This window comes from Vicinamibacterales bacterium (genome assembly GCA_036496585.1).
Classification (GTDB): domain Bacteria; phylum Acidobacteriota; class Vicinamibacteria; order Vicinamibacterales; family 2-12-FULL-66-21; genus JAICSD01.
Genome location: DASXLB010000042.1, coordinates 232,317 through 248,552 on the forward strand (window position 1 = coordinate 232,317; position 16,236 = coordinate 248,552).

Here is a 16,236-nt window from a genome sequence, read left to right on the forward strand (position 1 = left end):
TCGCTCCCTTCAGTACGCGAGGAGCCGCCGCGCCGCGCGTTCGATCTCGGCTTCGGACGGCAGGAACGCGTCCTCGAGCGGCGGCGAGTACGGCACCGGTGTATCGAGCGCGCCGACGATCCGAACCGGCGCGTCGAGCGACTCGAACGCCTCCTCCTGGACGATGGCGGCCAGACTCTCGCCGACGCCGCCCGTCCGCGTGTCCTCGTGGACGATCAGCACGCGGCTGCAGTGTCGCGCCACCGCGAGCAGCGCGTCCTTGTCGAGCGGCGCCAGCCAGCGCAGGTCGAGCACGGAGGCCTGCACGCCGTCGGCGGCCAGCGCCTCGGCGACCGCCAGCGCGGTATGCACGTAGGCGCCGTAGGAGACGATCGCGAGATCGCTGCCGGCACGGCGCAGTGCGGCCTTGCCGGTCGCGAGCGGTTCGGGCGGTGCGGCCTCCAGGGCCTGCCTGATCCGTGGATCGCGATACAGCGCGATGTGCTCGTAGTAGAGCACGGGATCGGGATCGGCGACGGCCGCCGCCATCGCGGCGCGTGCGTCGGCTGGAGTCGACGGCACGACAATCTTCAGGCCGGGCGTTCGATAAAACCAGGCTTCCGTGTTCTGGCTGTGGTACGGCCCCGCGTGGCGCAGCCCGCCCCACGGCATGCGCAGGACCATCGGCACCTCGCCGCCCCAGCGGTAACGGATCTTCGCCGCGTTGTTGACCAGCTGGTTGAAACCGGTCGCCACGAAGTCGTTGAACTGCATCTCGCCGATCGGCCGCTGGCCGGCGAGCGCGGCGCCGACGCAGGCGCCGATCACCGCCGATTCGGCGATCGGCGCATTCAGGATGCGCGGCCCGAACTCCTGCAGCAGCGGTCGCAGCAGCAGGAAGGCATTCCCATAGGCGCCGCCGACGTCCTCGCCGATCACGAACACGCGCGGGTCGGCGCGCAAGGCGTCGCCGATCCCCAGCATCACGGCGTCGAGGAAGGTGCGCCCGCGGGGATCGTGCGGCGGGTTGGCCTCGAGCGGCGGCAGCGGCGGATCATGGAGGACGGCCGATCGGAACGACGGCTCGAGCACGTCGATCCTGGTGCGCGGCGGCTCGCCGGCGAACACCCCCTCCCCCGCCGTCGCCGCATCCGGCCACGGCGCCGCGATCACGGCGCGCGCTTCCCGTTCGACGAACGCCTGCGCAGCGTCACGAAAGCCTTGCGCCTCGCCTGCATCGATCGCGCCGTCGGCCTCGAGCCGCGCCGCGTAGGCGACGAGCGGATCGCGTGCGCGCCAGTACGCATAGAGCGCCTGATCGGCGTAGCCTGCGTCGGTTGGCGACGGATAGCTCCACGACGGCTGCGGGTCCTTGCCGAGATACAGCATGTCGTCGTGATGCGCGTGGCCGCACATGCGCATCGAGACGAGCTCGATCAAGGTCGGGCCGCCGCCGCCGCGCGCGCGTTCGACCGCCCAGGCGAAGGCCGCCGCGATCTCGTCTGGATCGGTGCCGTCGAGCGTCACGGCGGAGAGTCCGTAGCCCGCCGCCTTGTCGGCAAAGACGCGCGCCGCCGACTGCTCGGCGATCGGAGTCGACAGCGCCGTCTGGTTGTTCTGCACGCAGAAGACAATCGGCAGGCGGCGCACCGCGGAAAAGTTGATCGCCTCGTGCCACTCGCCGAGCGATGTCGCCCCTTCGCCCATGTAGGTGATCGCGACGCGCCCGTCTCCCTGCTGGGCAAAGGCGAGCGCCATGCCGGTCAGCGTCAGCGCGCCGGTCGCCAGCGGCGCCGCCGCCGGCAGGATCCCGCGCGACATGTCCCCGACGTGGAGGTCGCGGCCGTTCATCGGCGGCCCGGCCTTCCCCATTTGTGCCGAGAGCGCCATCCGTACCATTTCGGCAGTCCGATCCGGTCCGGCGCCGCCCGGTGACGGGATCGACATCGCCAGCTCGGCGCCGAGGTCGCGGATGATCGGCGCGATCACGTCGCCGCGCCAGCCCTCCGGCGTCCGGTACGCGTCGCCGCGGCGCAACCGGATGACCGACGCGTAGATGGCCTCCTGACCGAGCGAACGGAATCCCTTCCCCTGGAACGTCGTCTCACCGTAACGCACCTCGCCGCCGGTGAAGAGCGACTTCAGGCGGTTGTCGGTGGCCCGGGTGAGCGTCATGCCCCGCAGGATCTCGCGGCGTTCCTCGCGGCTGAGCGACCATCGCAGCTCGAGCCGGTGCAGGAATCCGTCGCAGGCGCCGACGAGCTCGTCGACCGCCGCCTGCCATCGGGATGCCGCCGCCACGGCCGGCGTGCACTCGGGAAGATCGGCGGGAGGCGACCGCAACTCGCGCCGGAGCGCCGGCGGCAGCTCGGCGCGCAGACGGGCCACCGACGGCGTATCCGGCAAGACCGGATCGAGCGACGCCAGCGCCGCGCCGAGTGCCGCAGCTGCGAATGGATGCCGCTCGACGACGAACGCGCCCAGCCGCGCCTCGACAGTCGCGTCGGGCTCGACGGCAGGCCGCTCGGTCATCTGTGCCGGTCCTGGCGCGGCCGAATCGCCGCCTGATGCCATGCCCCGATTATCTACCGGGGCGTCAATGTCGACTGGACGAACGCGTCGATATCCGCAGCCGGCCGCGCGCCCGACGTGCGCCCGATCTCCCGGCCTCCCGAAAAGACCGCCATCGTGGGGATCGACCGCACCTGGAAACGGGCGCCGACGTCGGGCACGGCCTCGGTGTCGACTTTCAGCACGAGATACCGGCCCGCCGCCGCGCGCGCCACGGTCTCGAATTCGGGGGCGACCATGCGGCAGGGGCCACACCACGGCGCCCAGAAATCCACCACGATCGGCAGACTCGACGCGGCCACCGCGGCGTCGAACGCCGCCGCGTCCGGCGCTTCGATGGGAGCCGCCGGGGCCGGCAGCGCGGTGCGGCACGCGCCACAGCGGCTCTCGGTGCCGAGCTTGGCGAACGCACGGCGGTTGCGCCGGCCGCACGCGGGGCACGGCGCGATCACGCCGTGGGAATCGATTTGCAGATCCGACATGGGGTCCTCCGACGGCCTAGGGTCACCGACCCGGCAGCCGCAACGTCCACCAGCGATGATCGTGCCAGACGCAGGTCACCGGCCGGCCAGACGCCTGATGACGGCCGCCAGTTCACGTCGATACCGCTCGGGATCGGCTGACGCCTGGATGAACGTGCGGCCGCGGGCGCCCATGTCGCGGCAGGTTTCAGGCGACGCGACCAGCGCGTCGAGCGCCTGAGCCAGCGCCGGTCGATCGCCGGGAGGCACCAGCAGACCCGTCTCGCCGTCGCGGACGATCTCCGGAACGGCATTCAACCGCGTGCCGATGGCGGGCAGGCCGGCCGCACCCGCCTCCTGGAACGCGATGCCGAACGCTTCGTCTCTCGTCGGGAGCACGAAGAGATCGGCGCGGCGCCACAGGGCCTGCCAGGCGTCGGTGTGGACCGCGATGCCCACGTGCCGCGTGACGCCGGGCGGCAGGGTCGCCTCGTCGATTGGCCAGCTCGTCATGAGATCGAGGTGCGCGCGCTCGTGGAAGCCGGCGCGCGCCCACACGTCCAGCAGATCGAAGCCTCCCTTCCTGGGAAAATCGCCGCCGACGAACAGCACCCTGGGACGCCCGGCGGCGGCGCGGCGCGCGTATCGTTCGGCGATCCAGCCGTCGCTGCCCGGCATCAGCGGCACCGGAATCGGCATGACGGCGATGTCGGTGCGGCAGTCGGGATACTCGTCGCGGACGGCGCGGGCGGCCCAGGTCGAGGTCGACACCATGAACTTCGCCGCGTCGAAAATGCGGCCGTCGCGCCGGATGTTCGGTTCGTAGCTGCGCGTTTCGAGCGCCGACGCCGACTGCTGGAGCACGCAGCGCTGGGTGCAGTCGATCGACACGATCGAGGGAATCCGGCGCATCGCGGCGACGGCGGTGTAGGCCGTCGTCTGATTGTGAAAGTGCAGGACGTCGACGCGGCGCCCGGTGCGCTCGAACCGCCGCAAGCGGTTGCGCGCCAGGATGCCGGCGTTGACCTCGCAGCGAAACCGGTGCAGATCCAGATTGCGGTAGCCGGCGGCGCCGGGAGGCCACAACTGGAAGCACAGCGCGTAGCGCATGAGCCGCTCCGGGAACGTCAGGTCGTCGGTGACGAGCGCCTGCGCCGCCCGGATACCGTCGTGTTCGCCGACGAAAGCGTCGCGCACGAAGTTGGCGAAGGTCCGCTGCCCGAGGATGCCGGAGTTGAGGAAGAGAGCCTCGACCGGGGGATCCGCGCTCGTCATCGGCGGGGCGTCGAGAGCGGCTGGTCGATCCATCGCGGGACCGAGGCGTTCAGTCCGAAACGGCGAGTTCGCCCGGCACGATGGGACGCGTCCTCGGCAGCAGGCCGCGGCGCGCCAGGTTGCCGACCCAGAGGAGAATGCCGACGAAGACGGCCAGCTTGATCATCTCGAACGTCCGTGAGCGCGGCAGCACGCGCCAGAGGAACCACAAGACGGGCTGGGCGAGACAGACCGCCCAGATGGTGCCGTAGAAGTAGCGGCGTTCGTGCCCCTCGCCCTTCGTCGACCGCTTCACCCGCGGCAGCAACCCGAGCGCGCCGAGGGCCCAGAGGGAACCGGCCATGGGGAAATACGCCGCCTGGTAGAACTCCTTCAACCGCCATTCGCCGGTGACGATCGCCCAGCCGAGCCCGAAGATGTTGAGCAGCGCAAACGTGATCGCTTCGCTCCAGGCCAGGGTGTAGCAGATGCGGCGATAGAGCGGGTTGGGGCGGTCTTCGGTGAATCGGATGATGTAGGGCCGCGGCTCGACGCCGGGCAGCTTCCCGAAGAGACCGGCGATGCCGGTCCCGGCCATCACGACCGCCAGCCAGAGCAGCATGGCGCGGCTGAAGCCAGCCTCGAAGAGCGCAAAGGTCATCGGCCCGGGCGCGATGAAGAACACGAAGATCCAGATCGGCCAGTGATTGAACCGATACGAAGGCCGGTTGCGTTCACGGATGGGGCGATCGGCGGCAAGCTCGATTCGCCGCGCGTGACCGAGATTCTGTTCGTATGAGGGGGGCAGCAGCGATCGCCGGACCATGGATATCGAGCGGTACTTTAACAGACCCAGAGCAGATGCGGCCACCCGACCGCCTGCCACGCGTCGAGCGGCTGCAACAGCGACGCTGTTTGCGCACCGCGAAGCGCGCGACGGTAGCCGGCCGGCGACAGATCGATGGTCGCGCCGCGGTAGCCGGCGTCGGTCAGCAGCGCGACGACCGAGGCGGGGTCGACGCCACGCGCCTTCAGCAGGCCCGGATGCAGTTCGAGGACGATCACGCGGTAGCGGCGCGCCGCGAGCCCGAGCCGCATGCCGCCGAGCACGAGATCCTCGGCGCCTTCGACGTCGATCTTCACCAGATCGACCGCCGCATGTCCATCCGTGATCGCGTCGATGGTCACCGTCTCCACGTCGAATCGCGGGCCGGCCGCGGCCGCGGCGCCGACGCGCGAGACGCCGCGATTGGACGCGGCATCCTCGTAGCCGCTCAAGGTCATCGTCCCGGGGGCGTTGGATGCTGCGGCCCGCAGGGCCGCAATCGGCAGCGCCGGATTGAGCGCGCAATTGGCATCGAGGGCGGCGCTCTGCCGCGGATCAGGCTCGATGGCGATGACGCGGCCGGACGGTCCGACGAGCCCCGCCGCGAGCAGGCTGAAATAACCCCAGTTGGCGCCGGCGTCGACGACCACGCCACCCGCCGGCACGTGCGCCTCGAACATGCGCGTCACCGGCGGCTCGTAGTAGCCGGTCATGCACGCCTCGCGCGCGATCTCGTCTCCCAGATCGCATTGGAAACGCGCGGCGCCGAGGTCGGCCGGCAGCTGCGCGACGAAGCGGCCGCGGCGCGCCGCGCCCGACGCGAGCAGCGCGTAGCGCCCGCGCGGCAGCAGCCGCACGAGTCCTCTCAGCGCCCGCGCCGTCACCGGCATCATGCGGCGCTATGTTATCCGACAGGCCGCGCGGCACCGCCTGCGGTATTCTCGGCGCATGCCGATTCTGCGGCCGAGCGCAACCCGCACGCGCGCGCTCCTCGTCGTGCTCGCCGCCGTGTCGGTGGTCGCGCTGTTCACGACGCGGGTCTCGCGCAAGATGCCGGACTTCCAGGTCTATCGCACGGCGGCGGCGCGGGCGCTGGCGGCCGAGCCGCTCTACCGCGAGGAGGACGGCCACTATCAGTTCAAGTATCTGCCCGCCTTCGCGGTGCTCGCCGCGCCGGCCGCGCTGATGCCGGAGGAGGCAGCCAAGGCCGCCTGGTTCGTGGCGTCGGCGCTGCTGATGACGGCGCTGCTCGGGTTGAGCGTCCGCGCGATGCCGCGGCTGCGCCGGCCGGCCGCGCTGCTCCTCGTCCTGACGTTCCTCGCGATGGCGAAGTTCTATGCGCACGAACTGGTGCTCGGACAGGTGAACCTGCTGCTCGGCGCACTCGCCGCGCTGGCGATCGTCTGCCTGCGGAACCGGCGCGACGCCGCCGCCGGACTGCTGCTGGCGCTCGCGGTCGTCGTGAAACCGTACGCCGCGATCTTCGCGCCCTGGCTCGCGACTCGCCGGAACCGCACCGCGTTCGCGACGATGACGGCCGGCATGGTCGTGCTGCTCCTGCTCCCCGCGGTGCGCTACGGCTGGGCGGGGAATCTGCGGCTGCTGGCGGACTGGTGGCACACGGTGGCGGCAACCACCGCGCCGAACCTGACCAATCCCGACAACGTGTCGCTCGGCTCGCTGTTCGCCAAGTGGCTCGGCACCGATTCGAACGCCCGCATCCTCGCCGCGGCGGCAGCCGTGCTGCTGCTCGCGCTCACCGGCGTGGTGATCGCCGGGCGCGGCGGGCTATCCACCCCGGAGACCCTGGAGGCGTCGATGCTGCTCCTGCTCATCCCGTTGATTTCGCCGCAGGGATGGGATTACGTCCTGCTCATCGGCACGCCGGCGGTGATGCTGCTCGTCAACGAAGACGCCTCCCTGCCGCGCGGCCTGCGCGTCGCGACCATCGCGGCCATCGTGCTCGTGGGCCTCACCGTCTACGATCTGGTCGGGCGCGGCTTCTACACCGCGTTCATGCAGCTCTCGGTCGTGACCGTGTGCGTGGCGATCGAAATCGCCGCGCTCGCCGTGTTGCGCTTCCGTCGCGTCGCGTGAACGTCCCGCGCGCCGGCAGCGTTGGGTCCTGTTCTCCCTTCTCCCCGCTCTGTCACGGGCGCCGCGACGGGATATGATCCCGGCGATGCGACCGGCAGTCGTGCTCGCGGTGATGTCGCTGATGGCCCACGCTCCCCAGGTGAAACCCGATCCCGATCTCGGCGTCACCGACACGCTGGCCGCGGCGCGGGCGGCCCGCCTGACGAACCTGCGCTACGACCTCGCGTTCGTCATTCCGGCCGAGAAGGGAACGCCGATCGGCGGACGTGAGTTGATCAGGTTTTCGGTCGCGACGACCGGCGAACCGATCGTCCTCGACTACGCGCCGGATCGCGCCGGCATCCTGACGCGCTCGGAACTGAACGGCGCGGAGGTGCGGGTGCGTCAGGTCAACGGCCACATCATCCTCCCTGCCGATCGGGTCCGCGCCGGCGACAACGCCGTGTCGCTCGAATTCAACGCCGGCGACGCGCCGCTCAACCGCAGCGAGGATTTTCTCTATACGATTTTTGTCCCGTCGAGGGCGCATCTGGCGTTCCCGTGTTTCGACCAGCCCGACTTGAAGGCGCGCTGGACGCTCCAGCTCGACGTGCCGGCGGGATGGCAGGCGCTCGGCAACGGCGCGGAGGTCGAGCGCCAGACCGACCGCGGCCGCACGACGATCCGCTTCGCGACCACGCAGCCGATCTCGACGTATCTCTTCGCGTTTGCGGCCGGCCGGCTCGCCGTCGAGCAGGCCGAACGCGACGGCCGCGTGTTCCGCATGTTCCACCGCGAGACCGACGCCGCGAAGGTGGCCCGCAACCGCGACGCGATCTTCGACCTGCACGCGCAGGCGCTCGCCTGGCTCGAGCGCTATACCGGCATCCCGTATCCGTTCGGCAAGTTCGACTTCTTTCTCGTCCCGGCGTTCCAGTTCGGCGGGATGGAACATCCCGGCGCGATCTTCTACAACGCCAGCGGGCTGATGCTCGACGAGAGCGCGACCCAGGAACAGCTGCTCGGCCGCGCCAACGTCATCGCCCACGAAACCTCGCACATGTGGTTCGGCGATCTGGTGACGATGAAGTGGTTCTCGGACGTGTGGATGAAAGAGGTCTTCGCCAATTACATGGCCGCGAAGATCGTCAACCCGGCGTTCCCCGGCCTCAACCACGCGCTGCGCTTCCTGCTCGACTACTACCCGGCGGCCTACGCCGTCGACCGGACGGCTGGCACCAACGAGATCCGCCAGCCGCTGAACAACCTCAACGACGCCGGCACGCTCTACGGCGCGATCATTTATCAGAAGGCCCCGATCGTGATGCGGCAGCTCGAGACGCTGACCGGGCCGGCCGCGTTCCAGGACGGCCTGCGCGAGTACCTGAAGACCTACTCGTTCAAGAACGCGAGCTGGCCCGATCTGATCGACATGCTCGACCGCCGCACGCCCGAAGATCTGGCCGCGTGGAGCCATGCCTGGGTCGAGGAACGAGGACGGCCGGAGATTCGCGCCGAGCTGACGCTCGCGGGCGGCCGCATCGAGAAACTCGTGTTCAGGCAAACCGACCCCCTGGCGCCGCGCCGGCTCGTCTGGAACCAGCGGATCCAGGTCGCGGTGGGCAGCGGAGGACACGTGACGCTGCTGCCCGTCCACCTGAACGCGGCGCGCGTCGACGTGCCAGCGGCGCACGGCCTGCCGGCCGATTTCGTGATCGCAAACGGCGGCGGCATCGCCTACGGCGAGATCCGCCTCGATCCGGCGAGCCTCGTCTGGCTGACCCGGCATCTGCCCGAGGTTGACGACGACCTGACCAGAGGCGCGGTGTGGATCACGCTGTGGGATGCGCTGCTCGCCGGCGAGATCAAGGCGAACGCGCTACTCGACCTGGCCACGACGGCGCTGCCGGCCGAGAAGAACGAGCTGAACGTCGGTCGCATCCTCGGCTACACGCGGTCCGCGTACTGGCAGTTCTCGAGCGCCGCCGACCGCGACGCGCGCGCGGCGCGGCTCGAACGGATGCTGCGCGACGGGCTCGAGGCGGCGCCGTCACAGACACTGAAAGCGGCGTGGTTCGGGGCGCTGCGCGACGTGGCGCAGACTCCCGCCACGGTGAACTGGCTGGCGCGGGTGTGGAGCGGCGACGAGAAGATCCCCGGGCTGACGCTCGCCGAGCCCGATTTCATCCGGCTGGCCGAGGAGCTCGCGGTGCGCGGCGCGCCCGACGCGGCCGCGATCCTGACTCGCCAGATCGAGCGCACCACGAACCCGGATCGCAAGGCACAACTGGTGTTCGTCCGCCCCGCCCTCTCGGCGGATCCCGCTGAACGCGACGCCTGGTTCACCTCGCTCGCCGAGGTCGCCAACCGGCGCCACGAGCCCTGGGTACTCGAGGGCCTGCGCTACCTGCACCACCCGCTGCGCGCGGCGGAGACGGAGCGGTACATCGAGCCCAGCCTGGTGATGCTGCGCGAAATCCAGCGGACGGGCGACATCTTCTTTCCCAAGCGCTGGATGGACGCGACGCTGGGCGGGCACCAGTCCCGCGCCGCCGCCGCCACCGTGACAGCGTTCCTGCAGCGGCAGCCGCCCGACTACCCCGAGCGGCTCCGTCGCATCATCCTGTCCTCTGCCGACGATCTGTTCCGCGCCGCCGGATCGCCGCGCGGCACCGCGTCGATTCCGCCGCGCCGCCACCCGGCCCAGCCCAACTGACGAACGCTGGAGACCTGCCATGGGCATCCGAATCCTCGTGACCGGCGGCACGTTCGACAAGGAGTACGACGAGCTCACCGGACAGCTGTACTTCCGCGACACGCACCTGCAGGAAATGCTGCGGCGCGGACGGGCGCGGCTCGAGCTGGCGATCGACACGGTGATGATGATCGACAGCCTCGAGATGAACGACGCCGGGCGGGCCGCGATCGTGGCGCGCTGTCGGGCCGCCGCCGAGCGCGCGATCGTCGTCACGCACGGCACCGACACGATGGTCGACACCGCGCGCGCGCTGGCCGGCGCCGGCCTCGCTGATCGGACGATCGTCCTGACGGGCGCGATGGTGCCGTACGCGTTCGGCAGCTCGGACGGCCTCTTCAACCTCGGCAGCGCCCTCTCGTTCGCGCAGGTGCTGCCGCCGGGCGTCTACGTCGCGATGAACGGGCGGCATTTCCCCTGGAACGGCGTGCGCAAGAACCGGCAGACCGGCGTCTTCGAAGCCACCGACGAGGGGGGGCCGGACGTCAGGGGATCAGGAGACGCCGAACAATAGGCGACCGGAGCTGCGACCGGCGAGCGGCCGCACGCTCCTCGGCGCCTGTGATAAAGGGATAGTGTGCACACCAACGTTCTGACCTCAAAGCTCCCCAACGTCGGCACGACGATCTTCACCGTGATGTCGAAGCTTGCCGCCGATCTCGGCGCCATCAACCTGTCGCAGGGCTTTCCCGATTTCGACTGCGATCCGGCGCTGGTCGAGGCGGTGGCGCGGCACATGCGCGAGGGTCGCAACCAGTACGCGCCGATGCAGGGGGTGCCGGCGCTGCGCCAGGCGATCGCGGCGAAGTACAACGCGCTCTACGGATCGAACTACGACGGCGACCTCGAGGTCACCGTCACCTCCGGCGGCACGGAGGGAATCTTCGACGCCGTCGCCTGCGTCATCCGTCCTGGCGACGAGGTCATCGTCTTCGAACCGTGCTACGACTCCTACGTCCCGTCGATCGAGCTGAACGGCGGCAAGGCGGTCATCGTCTCGCTCCGCTATCCCGACTATCGCTTCCCCTGGGACGAGGTACGCGCCGCGATCACGCCGCGCACGAAAATGATCATGATCAACACGCCGCTCAACCCGGCGGCGGTGATCCTCACCGAAGGGGATATCCGCGAGCTCGTGTCGATCGTCGAGGGCACCGATATCACGATCGTCAGCGATGAGGTCTACGAGCACATCGTCTTCGACGGAGCGCTGCACACCAGCATGGCGCGCTATCCGCAGCTTCGCGAGCGCAGCTTCATCGTCGGCTCGTTCGGCAAGACCTACTCCGTGACCGGGTGGAAGATGGGCTACGTCGTGGCGCCTGGCCCGTTGTCGACGGAGTTCCGCAAGGCGCACCAGTTCACGACCTTCTCGTCGTTCACGCCGGCGCAGTACGCCTTTGCCGATTTCCTGAACGAGCGGCGGGGCTGGCCGGAACTGTCGGCGTTCTACCAGCGCAAGCGCGATCTGTTCCTGTCGCTGCTCGAGGGCTCGCGCTGGACGCCGCTGCCCTCGCGCGGCACCTACTTCCAGCTGCTCGACTACTCGGCGTTCAGCGACGAAAAGGACATGGATCTGGCGCTGCGCCTGACGCGCGAGATCGGCGTGGCGTCGATCCCGACCTCGGCGTTCCTCTACCGGCAGCCGCCGCCGCCGGTGTTGCGCTTCTGCTTCGCCAAGAAGGACGAGACGCTCGAGAAGGCCTGCGACAAGCTGCGGCGGCTGTGACGCGTCACTCGCGCGAGGCCGGCGGCGGCGGCGCGGCGAGCCGCACGGCAAAATCGCGCGCCCCGGCCGGAGACAGGTGCATGCCGTCCTCGAACGCCTCGTCCGGCATCCAGTCCGACGCCTTCAGGTAGTTCGCGCCCGCCCGCCGGATCTCCCCAGCAACGTACTCGCGATAGGCCGCCCATTCCGGCGTCTCGTAATACCGGGCGCGATGCCTCGACGTCTGCGGCATCTCGACCACGAACGTGGCAGCGTGACGCTGGCGCGTCTCGTCGAGCAGATCGGCGATCGCGCCGGTGAGCGGCGTCCGGCTGGCCACGGCCTGCGCGCAGGCAAGCCGGAACGCCTCTGGCGTGAGCGCCTCGAGCTCGGCGAAATCAGCGATCCGGCCGAAGCGGCCGACCGGCTCGGGCGGCACGCCGATCTCGCGCAGCCGTCGCCGCCATCGCTCGACTCCGGCCCAGATGGCGGCCCGCTCGACGAACATCGGGAGGTGTCCCAGCGCGCGGAACTGGAAACGCTGCCACCGGCTGTCGGGAGCGATGAGACGTTCGGCCACGTCCGGATCGATGTAGAACGCCGCCGCGCGATTGCCGAACAGATCGGACCAGGCGACGCCAGGCGGCGCCGTCAGTTGCGCGTCGAAGAAGCCGTAGACGACGCGCCGCGGGCGAAGCGCCATGGCGCGGTGCAGCAGCAGATCGTGCTCGATCGGCGAGCTGCTGCCCATTCCGATGTTGATCGCCGGCCCGTCGCCGCTCGCCTGCGCGTAGGCAGCGGCGTCGATGCCGGCCTCCACCAGGGAGTTGCCGGCCAGCACCGTCGTCACCGGCGGCGACGACTGGATGGCGCGGAGCAGTTGGCGGGGCACGGCGTTGACGGCCAGCCGCGCGATGACGACGTTCAACGCGGCCATCAGCGCGATCGCGAGCAGCAGTTGGACGGCGAAGCCGCGCCTGGCCATGCGATCAGAAGTCGACGTAGATGAACTTCGTCGCCTGGCCGCAGAAGACGAGGACGAACAGCCCCAGCGCGCCCCACCACAGGGCCCACGCCCACGAGGCGACGCCGATCGAAACACCCGGAGGCGGCGTGTCGGTACAGCCGGCCACGTAGTCGGCCAGGTCCTTGAGACGACGCAACAGGTTCATCGAGTCACCCGAAAATAAGCTGCCGGAAATACAACGCCGCGGTCGGCAGATCCATGGCGAAGAAGGCCCAACCACAGGTGACGGCGGCAAAGGTGGCGGCCCATGACGAAAACCGGCCCAGCGCCGTCGGCGGCGCCGCCGGCCTGGAGCCTCGGCGGGTCACCCACCACCGATGAATGACCAGTAGTCCCCCGTGCCACGCGCCCCAGACCAGAAAATTGAGGCTGGCGCCGTGCCACAAGCCGCTGACGAGCATGGTCGTCATCACATTGGCGGAGACACGCCATCGCCCGGCGCGTGAGCCGCCAAGCGGAATGAAGACATAGTCGGTCAGCCATCGCGTCAGCGAGCGATGCCAGTTGCGCCAGAAGTCGGCGATGTTCGTCCGGAAATACGGCCAGTCGAAGTTCTCGGGAATGGCGAAGCCGAACAGCCGCCCGGATCCGATCGCGATGTCCGAGTACGCCGAGAAGTCGAAGTAGATCTTCCCGGCGTAGGCCAGCAGCCAGAGCAGCAGCACCGGACGTGACGCGTGCGGAATGTCGGCGGCGTTCAGGTGAACGGTCAGGCTCGACAGCACATCGGCAACCCCGAACTTCTTCACCAGCCCGACGAGGATGCGGGTGATGCCGCGGTTCCAGTCGAGCGGCCAGTCACGGCTGGGACTGCGCAGACCCGTCACGAAGTACTGAAAGCGCTTGATCGGCCCGGCGACGAGCGTCGGAAAGAAGAAGATGAACGCCAGGTACTCGCCGAGCGTCCCCCGCTCGACTCGCGAATGGTAGCGATCGACAGCGTAGTGAATGAACTCGAACGTGAAGAATGAAATACCGAGCGGCAGGAAGGCGCCGTGCCACGCCCAGCGATTGGCACCCCCTGCCGTGGCCAGGCCGGTCAGGAAGTTCCAGTACTTGAACACAGCGAGAATGCCGACGCTGACCGCGACGCCGAGCAGACACCAGCGAGATCGGCTGGTGTAAAAACGGCTGAGGAGCGCCTCCCAGATGAAGATCGCGATGCAGGCGGCGCCCATCCAGCCCGCGAACTCCGTCACGGAGAAATAGAGGAAAAAGAGAACGCCCGAGGCGACGAGGACCCACGGCCGGAACCATGGACCGGTCGCCCTGAACAGCAGCGCCGCGGGAATCAGGAACAGGAAATAACTGAAGGTGGTGAAGATCAACGGAGTCCCGTCATCCTGTCGTGGCGCCGCGCGGCGCGGGCGATGTAGGCGCCGAGCCCCATCACGATACCCGACAGGGCGCCGAGCGCGACGAAGCGCCCCCAGCGTACGAACGGCCGATCGATGATCGCGTTCGACGGCTGGTCCATCTGATAGAGGACGTCCACCTTCGTACCGTCGGGATAGGCTCCACTGACGGAGCTGGCGGTGAAGCTGACGCGATCTCCGCCAGGCAGTGTGAACGTCACCATCGGATGGCCGTTCAGGTGCCCGGTGACGGTGCCGGCGGCGCGCGCCGCGATCGCCAGGCGATCCTGTTCGTTCCTGAACCCCTGGAAGGCGTACATCCCAACGATGAGGCCGACAATGAACAGCAGGATGCCGGCCGCGGCGGCGCCGATCGGATACGCCTTCTCCTCTGACACGATCGCGGCTAAGTCTTGGGGACCGCGAGACCGATCTGACAGGCGACACCCGTGCCGCCCAGACCGCAGTAGCCGTCGGGGTTCTTCGACAGGTACTGCTGGTGGTAGTCCTCGGCGTAGTAGAACTCCGGAGCGGGCAGGATCTCGGTGGTGATCTTGCCGTGACGGGCCTGGCTCAGCGCGCGCTGATACTCGTCGCGCGAGCGCTCGGCGGCGGCGCGCTGCTCGTCGTCGAAGTAGTAGACGCCGGATCGATATTGGGTGCCGACGTCGTTCCCCTGCCGCATCCCCTCGGTCGGATCGTGGCTCTCCCAGAACGTCTTGAGCAGCGCGTCGTACGACACCTTCGCGGGGTCGAACACGACCAACACGACTTCGTTGTGTCCGGTGTGGCCCGTGCACACCTCGCGATAGGTCGGGTTCGGCGTGTACCCCGCCGCATAGCCGACAGCGGTGGTGTAGACGCCCGGCACCTGCCAGAATTTTTTCTCCGCCCCCCAGAAGCAGCCGAGACCGAACATCGCCTTCTGCAGGTGCGGCGGAAACGGCCCTTGGAGCGGCGCGCCCTGCAGCACGTGATGCGCAGCCGGCACCGGCATCCTCTCGGCGCGTCCCTTGAGCGCATCCTCCGGCTTCGGCATCGTGGCCTTGTTGAACATGGTTTCTTCTCCGGCGCCGCTAGTGACGCCCCCCCTGCGACAGCAGGAGGATCATCACGAAAATGATAATCCCGATGATCAGGAAGAACACCTTCCAGAAGCTCTTCGGGTACTCGCCGGCCATGCGGCCGGTCGAGCCGTTGACCAGCAGATGGAACACTTTGGCGCCGTAGGTGTAGGTGAGCAGCCACAGCGGCACCAGGATGTGCTTGAAGGTGCGGCCCGAAAACGTGGGCTCGATCGTCAGGCCGCGGTGCGTGTCTCCGGGAATCTGCGCCGCGCACAACGCCATCAGCTTCACGCGCATCTGGTCTTCCGACGCCTTCGCCGCGTCCAGCAGCACCACCTGGTAGTGCTCGACGACGAAACCGGAGAGGAACGACGTGTCGTAGGCGACCAGCTCGTTCGTCGGAAACGGCTCGACCTGCTTGAGCAGCGCGCGCGAGACGCCCTGCGTCCCGGGCACCGGCTCATCGTCGAAGAAGTGCTCGACCGAGCCCGATGCCGGCTCCCAGCGCGTTTGCTGGACCTGGCGGGTCTGCTGGTTTCCCTTGTCGTCGCGGTAGGTTTCCTGGGTGTAGTAGTAGTAGCCGGCTTCGGCCGTCCACGGGCACACCACCTGCGCGTCGAAGGTCCAGTAGGGGATGTAGACGCCCTTGACGGTGTCGACGAGGGCGCGCGTCTTCAGCGAGCCCGGCGCCAGCCACTTGCTCTGGTACCAGCGCCGGATCTGCTCGCGGACGGCCGATTCGGCGACGCGGAACGGCAGCAGGCTCTGCGGCCGGATCGGGGCCTTGATTTCCTCGTAGTCGACCAGCTCCGGGGAGCCACAGAATTCACAGCGCTGCCCGACGCGCGTTGGATCGAAGACCGAGACGGCCTTACAGCTGCGGCACTGGACGGTGCGCTTCTCGGTGAGCCAGCCGCGCTGGTCGTCCGGCATCTCGCGGAGCGCCTTGACCAGATCGAGCTCCTCGATCTTGCCGGTGGCGGCGTCGATCGCGTACGGCGACTCGGTCCCGCAGAACGGGCAGACGAGCTTCTGCTTGCCGGGATTCCACTCCGCCTGCGCGCCGCAGGCCGGACACGGGTGCTTGTCGAGCGCTTCTACAGCCATCGCGAACTTGGAGATGTGGAAGTGTGGAGATGTGGGAATGTGGAAATGTG

15 protein-coding genes are annotated in these 16,236 nt (G+C 68.9%); 4 read left to right on the top strand and 11 right to left on the bottom strand.

Features of this window, described 5'->3' with window-relative positions; translation table 11 throughout:
• Positions 1–9: 9 nt before the first annotated feature.
• The 5 genes from VGI12_14495 to VGI12_14515 form a co-directional block, all read right to left on the bottom strand.
• Positions 10–2,553 (bottom strand): thiamine pyrophosphate-dependent enzyme, encoded by a 2,544-nt coding sequence (locus VGI12_14495; GenBank protein HEY2433881.1) that lies wholly within the window; start codon positions 2,551–2,553, stop codon positions 10–12.
• An 11-nt stretch (positions 2,554–2,564) separates the two neighbouring features.
• Complete coding sequence (locus VGI12_14500) at positions 2,565–3,032, bottom strand: thioredoxin family protein (GenBank protein HEY2433882.1); 468 nt, start codon at positions 3,030–3,032, stop codon at positions 2,565–2,567.
• A 75-nt stretch (positions 3,033–3,107) separates the two neighbouring features.
• Complete coding sequence (locus tag VGI12_14505; GenBank protein ID HEY2433883.1) at positions 3,108–4,319, bottom strand: glycosyltransferase family 4 protein; 1,212 nt, start codon at positions 4,317–4,319, stop codon at positions 3,108–3,110.
• A gap of 16 nt (positions 4,320–4,335) precedes the next feature.
• The gene (locus tag VGI12_14510; protein HEY2433884.1) at positions 4,336–5,091 is read right to left on the bottom strand and encodes a hypothetical protein; all 756 of its coding nucleotides are present in this window, start codon (positions 5,089–5,091) and stop codon (positions 4,336–4,338) included.
• A 17-nt stretch (positions 5,092–5,108) separates the two neighbouring features.
• Positions 5,109–5,984, bottom strand: a complete 876-nt coding sequence (locus VGI12_14515; GenBank protein HEY2433885.1) for an FkbM family methyltransferase — start codon at positions 5,982–5,984, stop codon at positions 5,109–5,111.
• A 55-nt stretch (positions 5,985–6,039) separates the two neighbouring features.
• Between VGI12_14515 and VGI12_14520 the strand changes: the two genes are divergently transcribed.
• The 4 genes from VGI12_14520 (at position 6,040) to VGI12_14535 (ending at position 11,651) form a co-directional block, all read left to right on the top strand.
• Positions 6,040–7,188, top strand: a complete 1,149-nt coding sequence (locus tag VGI12_14520) for a glycosyltransferase family 87 protein (protein ID HEY2433886.1) — start codon at positions 6,040–6,042, stop codon at positions 7,186–7,188.
• A gap of 85 nt (positions 7,189–7,273) precedes the next feature.
• A complete protein-coding gene (locus VGI12_14525) occupies positions 7,274–9,883 on the top strand; it encodes a M1 family aminopeptidase (protein ID HEY2433887.1) in 2,610 nt (869 codons plus the stop codon).
• A gap of 19 nt (positions 9,884–9,902) precedes the next feature.
• The gene (locus VGI12_14530) at positions 9,903–10,436 is read left to right on the top strand and encodes an asparaginase domain-containing protein (GenBank protein ID HEY2433888.1); all 534 of its coding nucleotides are present in this window, start codon (positions 9,903–9,905) and stop codon (positions 10,434–10,436) included.
• A gap of 63 nt (positions 10,437–10,499) precedes the next feature.
• On the top strand, positions 10,500–11,651 hold the full coding sequence (locus VGI12_14535; protein ID HEY2433889.1) for a methionine aminotransferase: 1,152 nt from the start codon (positions 10,500–10,502) through the stop codon (positions 11,649–11,651).
• A gap of 4 nt (positions 11,652–11,655) precedes the next feature.
• Here the strand turns inward: VGI12_14535 and VGI12_14540 are convergent, their stop codons facing one another.
• Genes VGI12_14540 through VGI12_14565 form a run of 6 tightly spaced genes read right to left on the bottom strand, consistent with a single transcriptional unit; the run spans position 11,656 to position 16,186 of the window.
• Positions 11,656–12,615: a hypothetical protein gene (locus VGI12_14540; protein HEY2433890.1), complete on the bottom strand. Its 960-nt coding sequence runs from the start codon at positions 12,613–12,615 to the stop codon at positions 11,656–11,658.
• A 4-nt stretch (positions 12,616–12,619) separates the two neighbouring features.
• A complete protein-coding gene (locus tag VGI12_14545; GenBank protein ID HEY2433891.1) occupies positions 12,620–12,802 on the bottom strand; it encodes a hypothetical protein in 183 nt (60 codons plus the stop codon).
• A gap of 4 nt (positions 12,803–12,806) precedes the next feature.
• Positions 12,807–13,985 (bottom strand): MBOAT family O-acyltransferase, encoded by a 1,179-nt coding sequence (locus VGI12_14550; GenBank protein HEY2433892.1) that lies wholly within the window; start codon positions 13,983–13,985, stop codon positions 12,807–12,809.
• Positions 13,982–14,410, bottom strand: a complete 429-nt coding sequence (locus VGI12_14555) for a DUF3592 domain-containing protein (GenBank protein HEY2433893.1) — start codon at positions 14,408–14,410, stop codon at positions 13,982–13,984. The genes VGI12_14550 and VGI12_14555 overlap by 4 nt, the downstream gene beginning before the upstream one ends.
• 8 nt (positions 14,411–14,418) lie before the next feature.
• Positions 14,419–15,069 (bottom strand): peptide-methionine (S)-S-oxide reductase MsrA, encoded by a 651-nt coding sequence (gene msrA / locus VGI12_14560; protein HEY2433894.1) that lies wholly within the window; start codon positions 15,067–15,069, stop codon positions 14,419–14,421.
• A 19-nt stretch (positions 15,070–15,088) separates the two neighbouring features.
• Positions 15,089–16,186, bottom strand: coding sequence for a hypothetical protein (locus VGI12_14565; protein HEY2433895.1), 1,098 nt, complete (start codon positions 16,184–16,186; stop codon positions 15,089–15,091).
• Positions 16,187–16,236 lie beyond the last annotated feature (50 nt).

Coding starts and splice junctions, on each gene's coding strand:
- VGI12_14495 (HEY2433881.1), bottom strand. CDS start 2,553: ATGGCATCAGGCGGCGATTCGGCCGCGCCAGGACCGGCACAGATGACC.
- VGI12_14500 (HEY2433882.1), bottom strand. CDS start 3,032: ATGTCGGATCTGCAAATCGATTCCCACGGCGTGATCGCGCCGTGCCCC.
- VGI12_14505 (HEY2433883.1), bottom strand. CDS start 4,319: ATGGATCGACCAGCCGCTCTCGACGCCCCGCCGATGACGAGCGCGGAT.
- VGI12_14510 (HEY2433884.1), bottom strand. CDS start 5,091: ATGGTCCGGCGATCGCTGCTGCCCCCCTCATACGAACAGAATCTCGGT.
- VGI12_14515 (HEY2433885.1), bottom strand. CDS start 5,984: ATGATGCCGGTGACGGCGCGGGCGCTGAGAGGACTCGTGCGGCTGCTG.
- VGI12_14520 (HEY2433886.1), top strand. CDS start 6,040: ATGCCGATTCTGCGGCCGAGCGCAACCCGCACGCGCGCGCTCCTCGTC.
- VGI12_14525 (HEY2433887.1), top strand. CDS start 7,274: ATGCGACCGGCAGTCGTGCTCGCGGTGATGTCGCTGATGGCCCACGCT.
- VGI12_14530 (HEY2433888.1), top strand. CDS start 9,903: ATGGGCATCCGAATCCTCGTGACCGGCGGCACGTTCGACAAGGAGTAC.
- VGI12_14540 (HEY2433890.1), bottom strand. CDS start 12,615: ATGGCCAGGCGCGGCTTCGCCGTCCAACTGCTGCTCGCGATCGCGCTG.
- VGI12_14545 (HEY2433891.1), bottom strand. CDS start 12,802: ATGAACCTGTTGCGTCGTCTCAAGGACCTGGCCGACTACGTGGCCGGC.
- msrA (HEY2433894.1), bottom strand. CDS start 15,069: ATGTTCAACAAGGCCACGATGCCGAAGCCGGAGGATGCGCTCAAGGGA.
- VGI12_14565 (HEY2433895.1), bottom strand. CDS start 16,186: ATGGCTGTAGAAGCGCTCGACAAGCACCCGTGTCCGGCCTGCGGCGCG.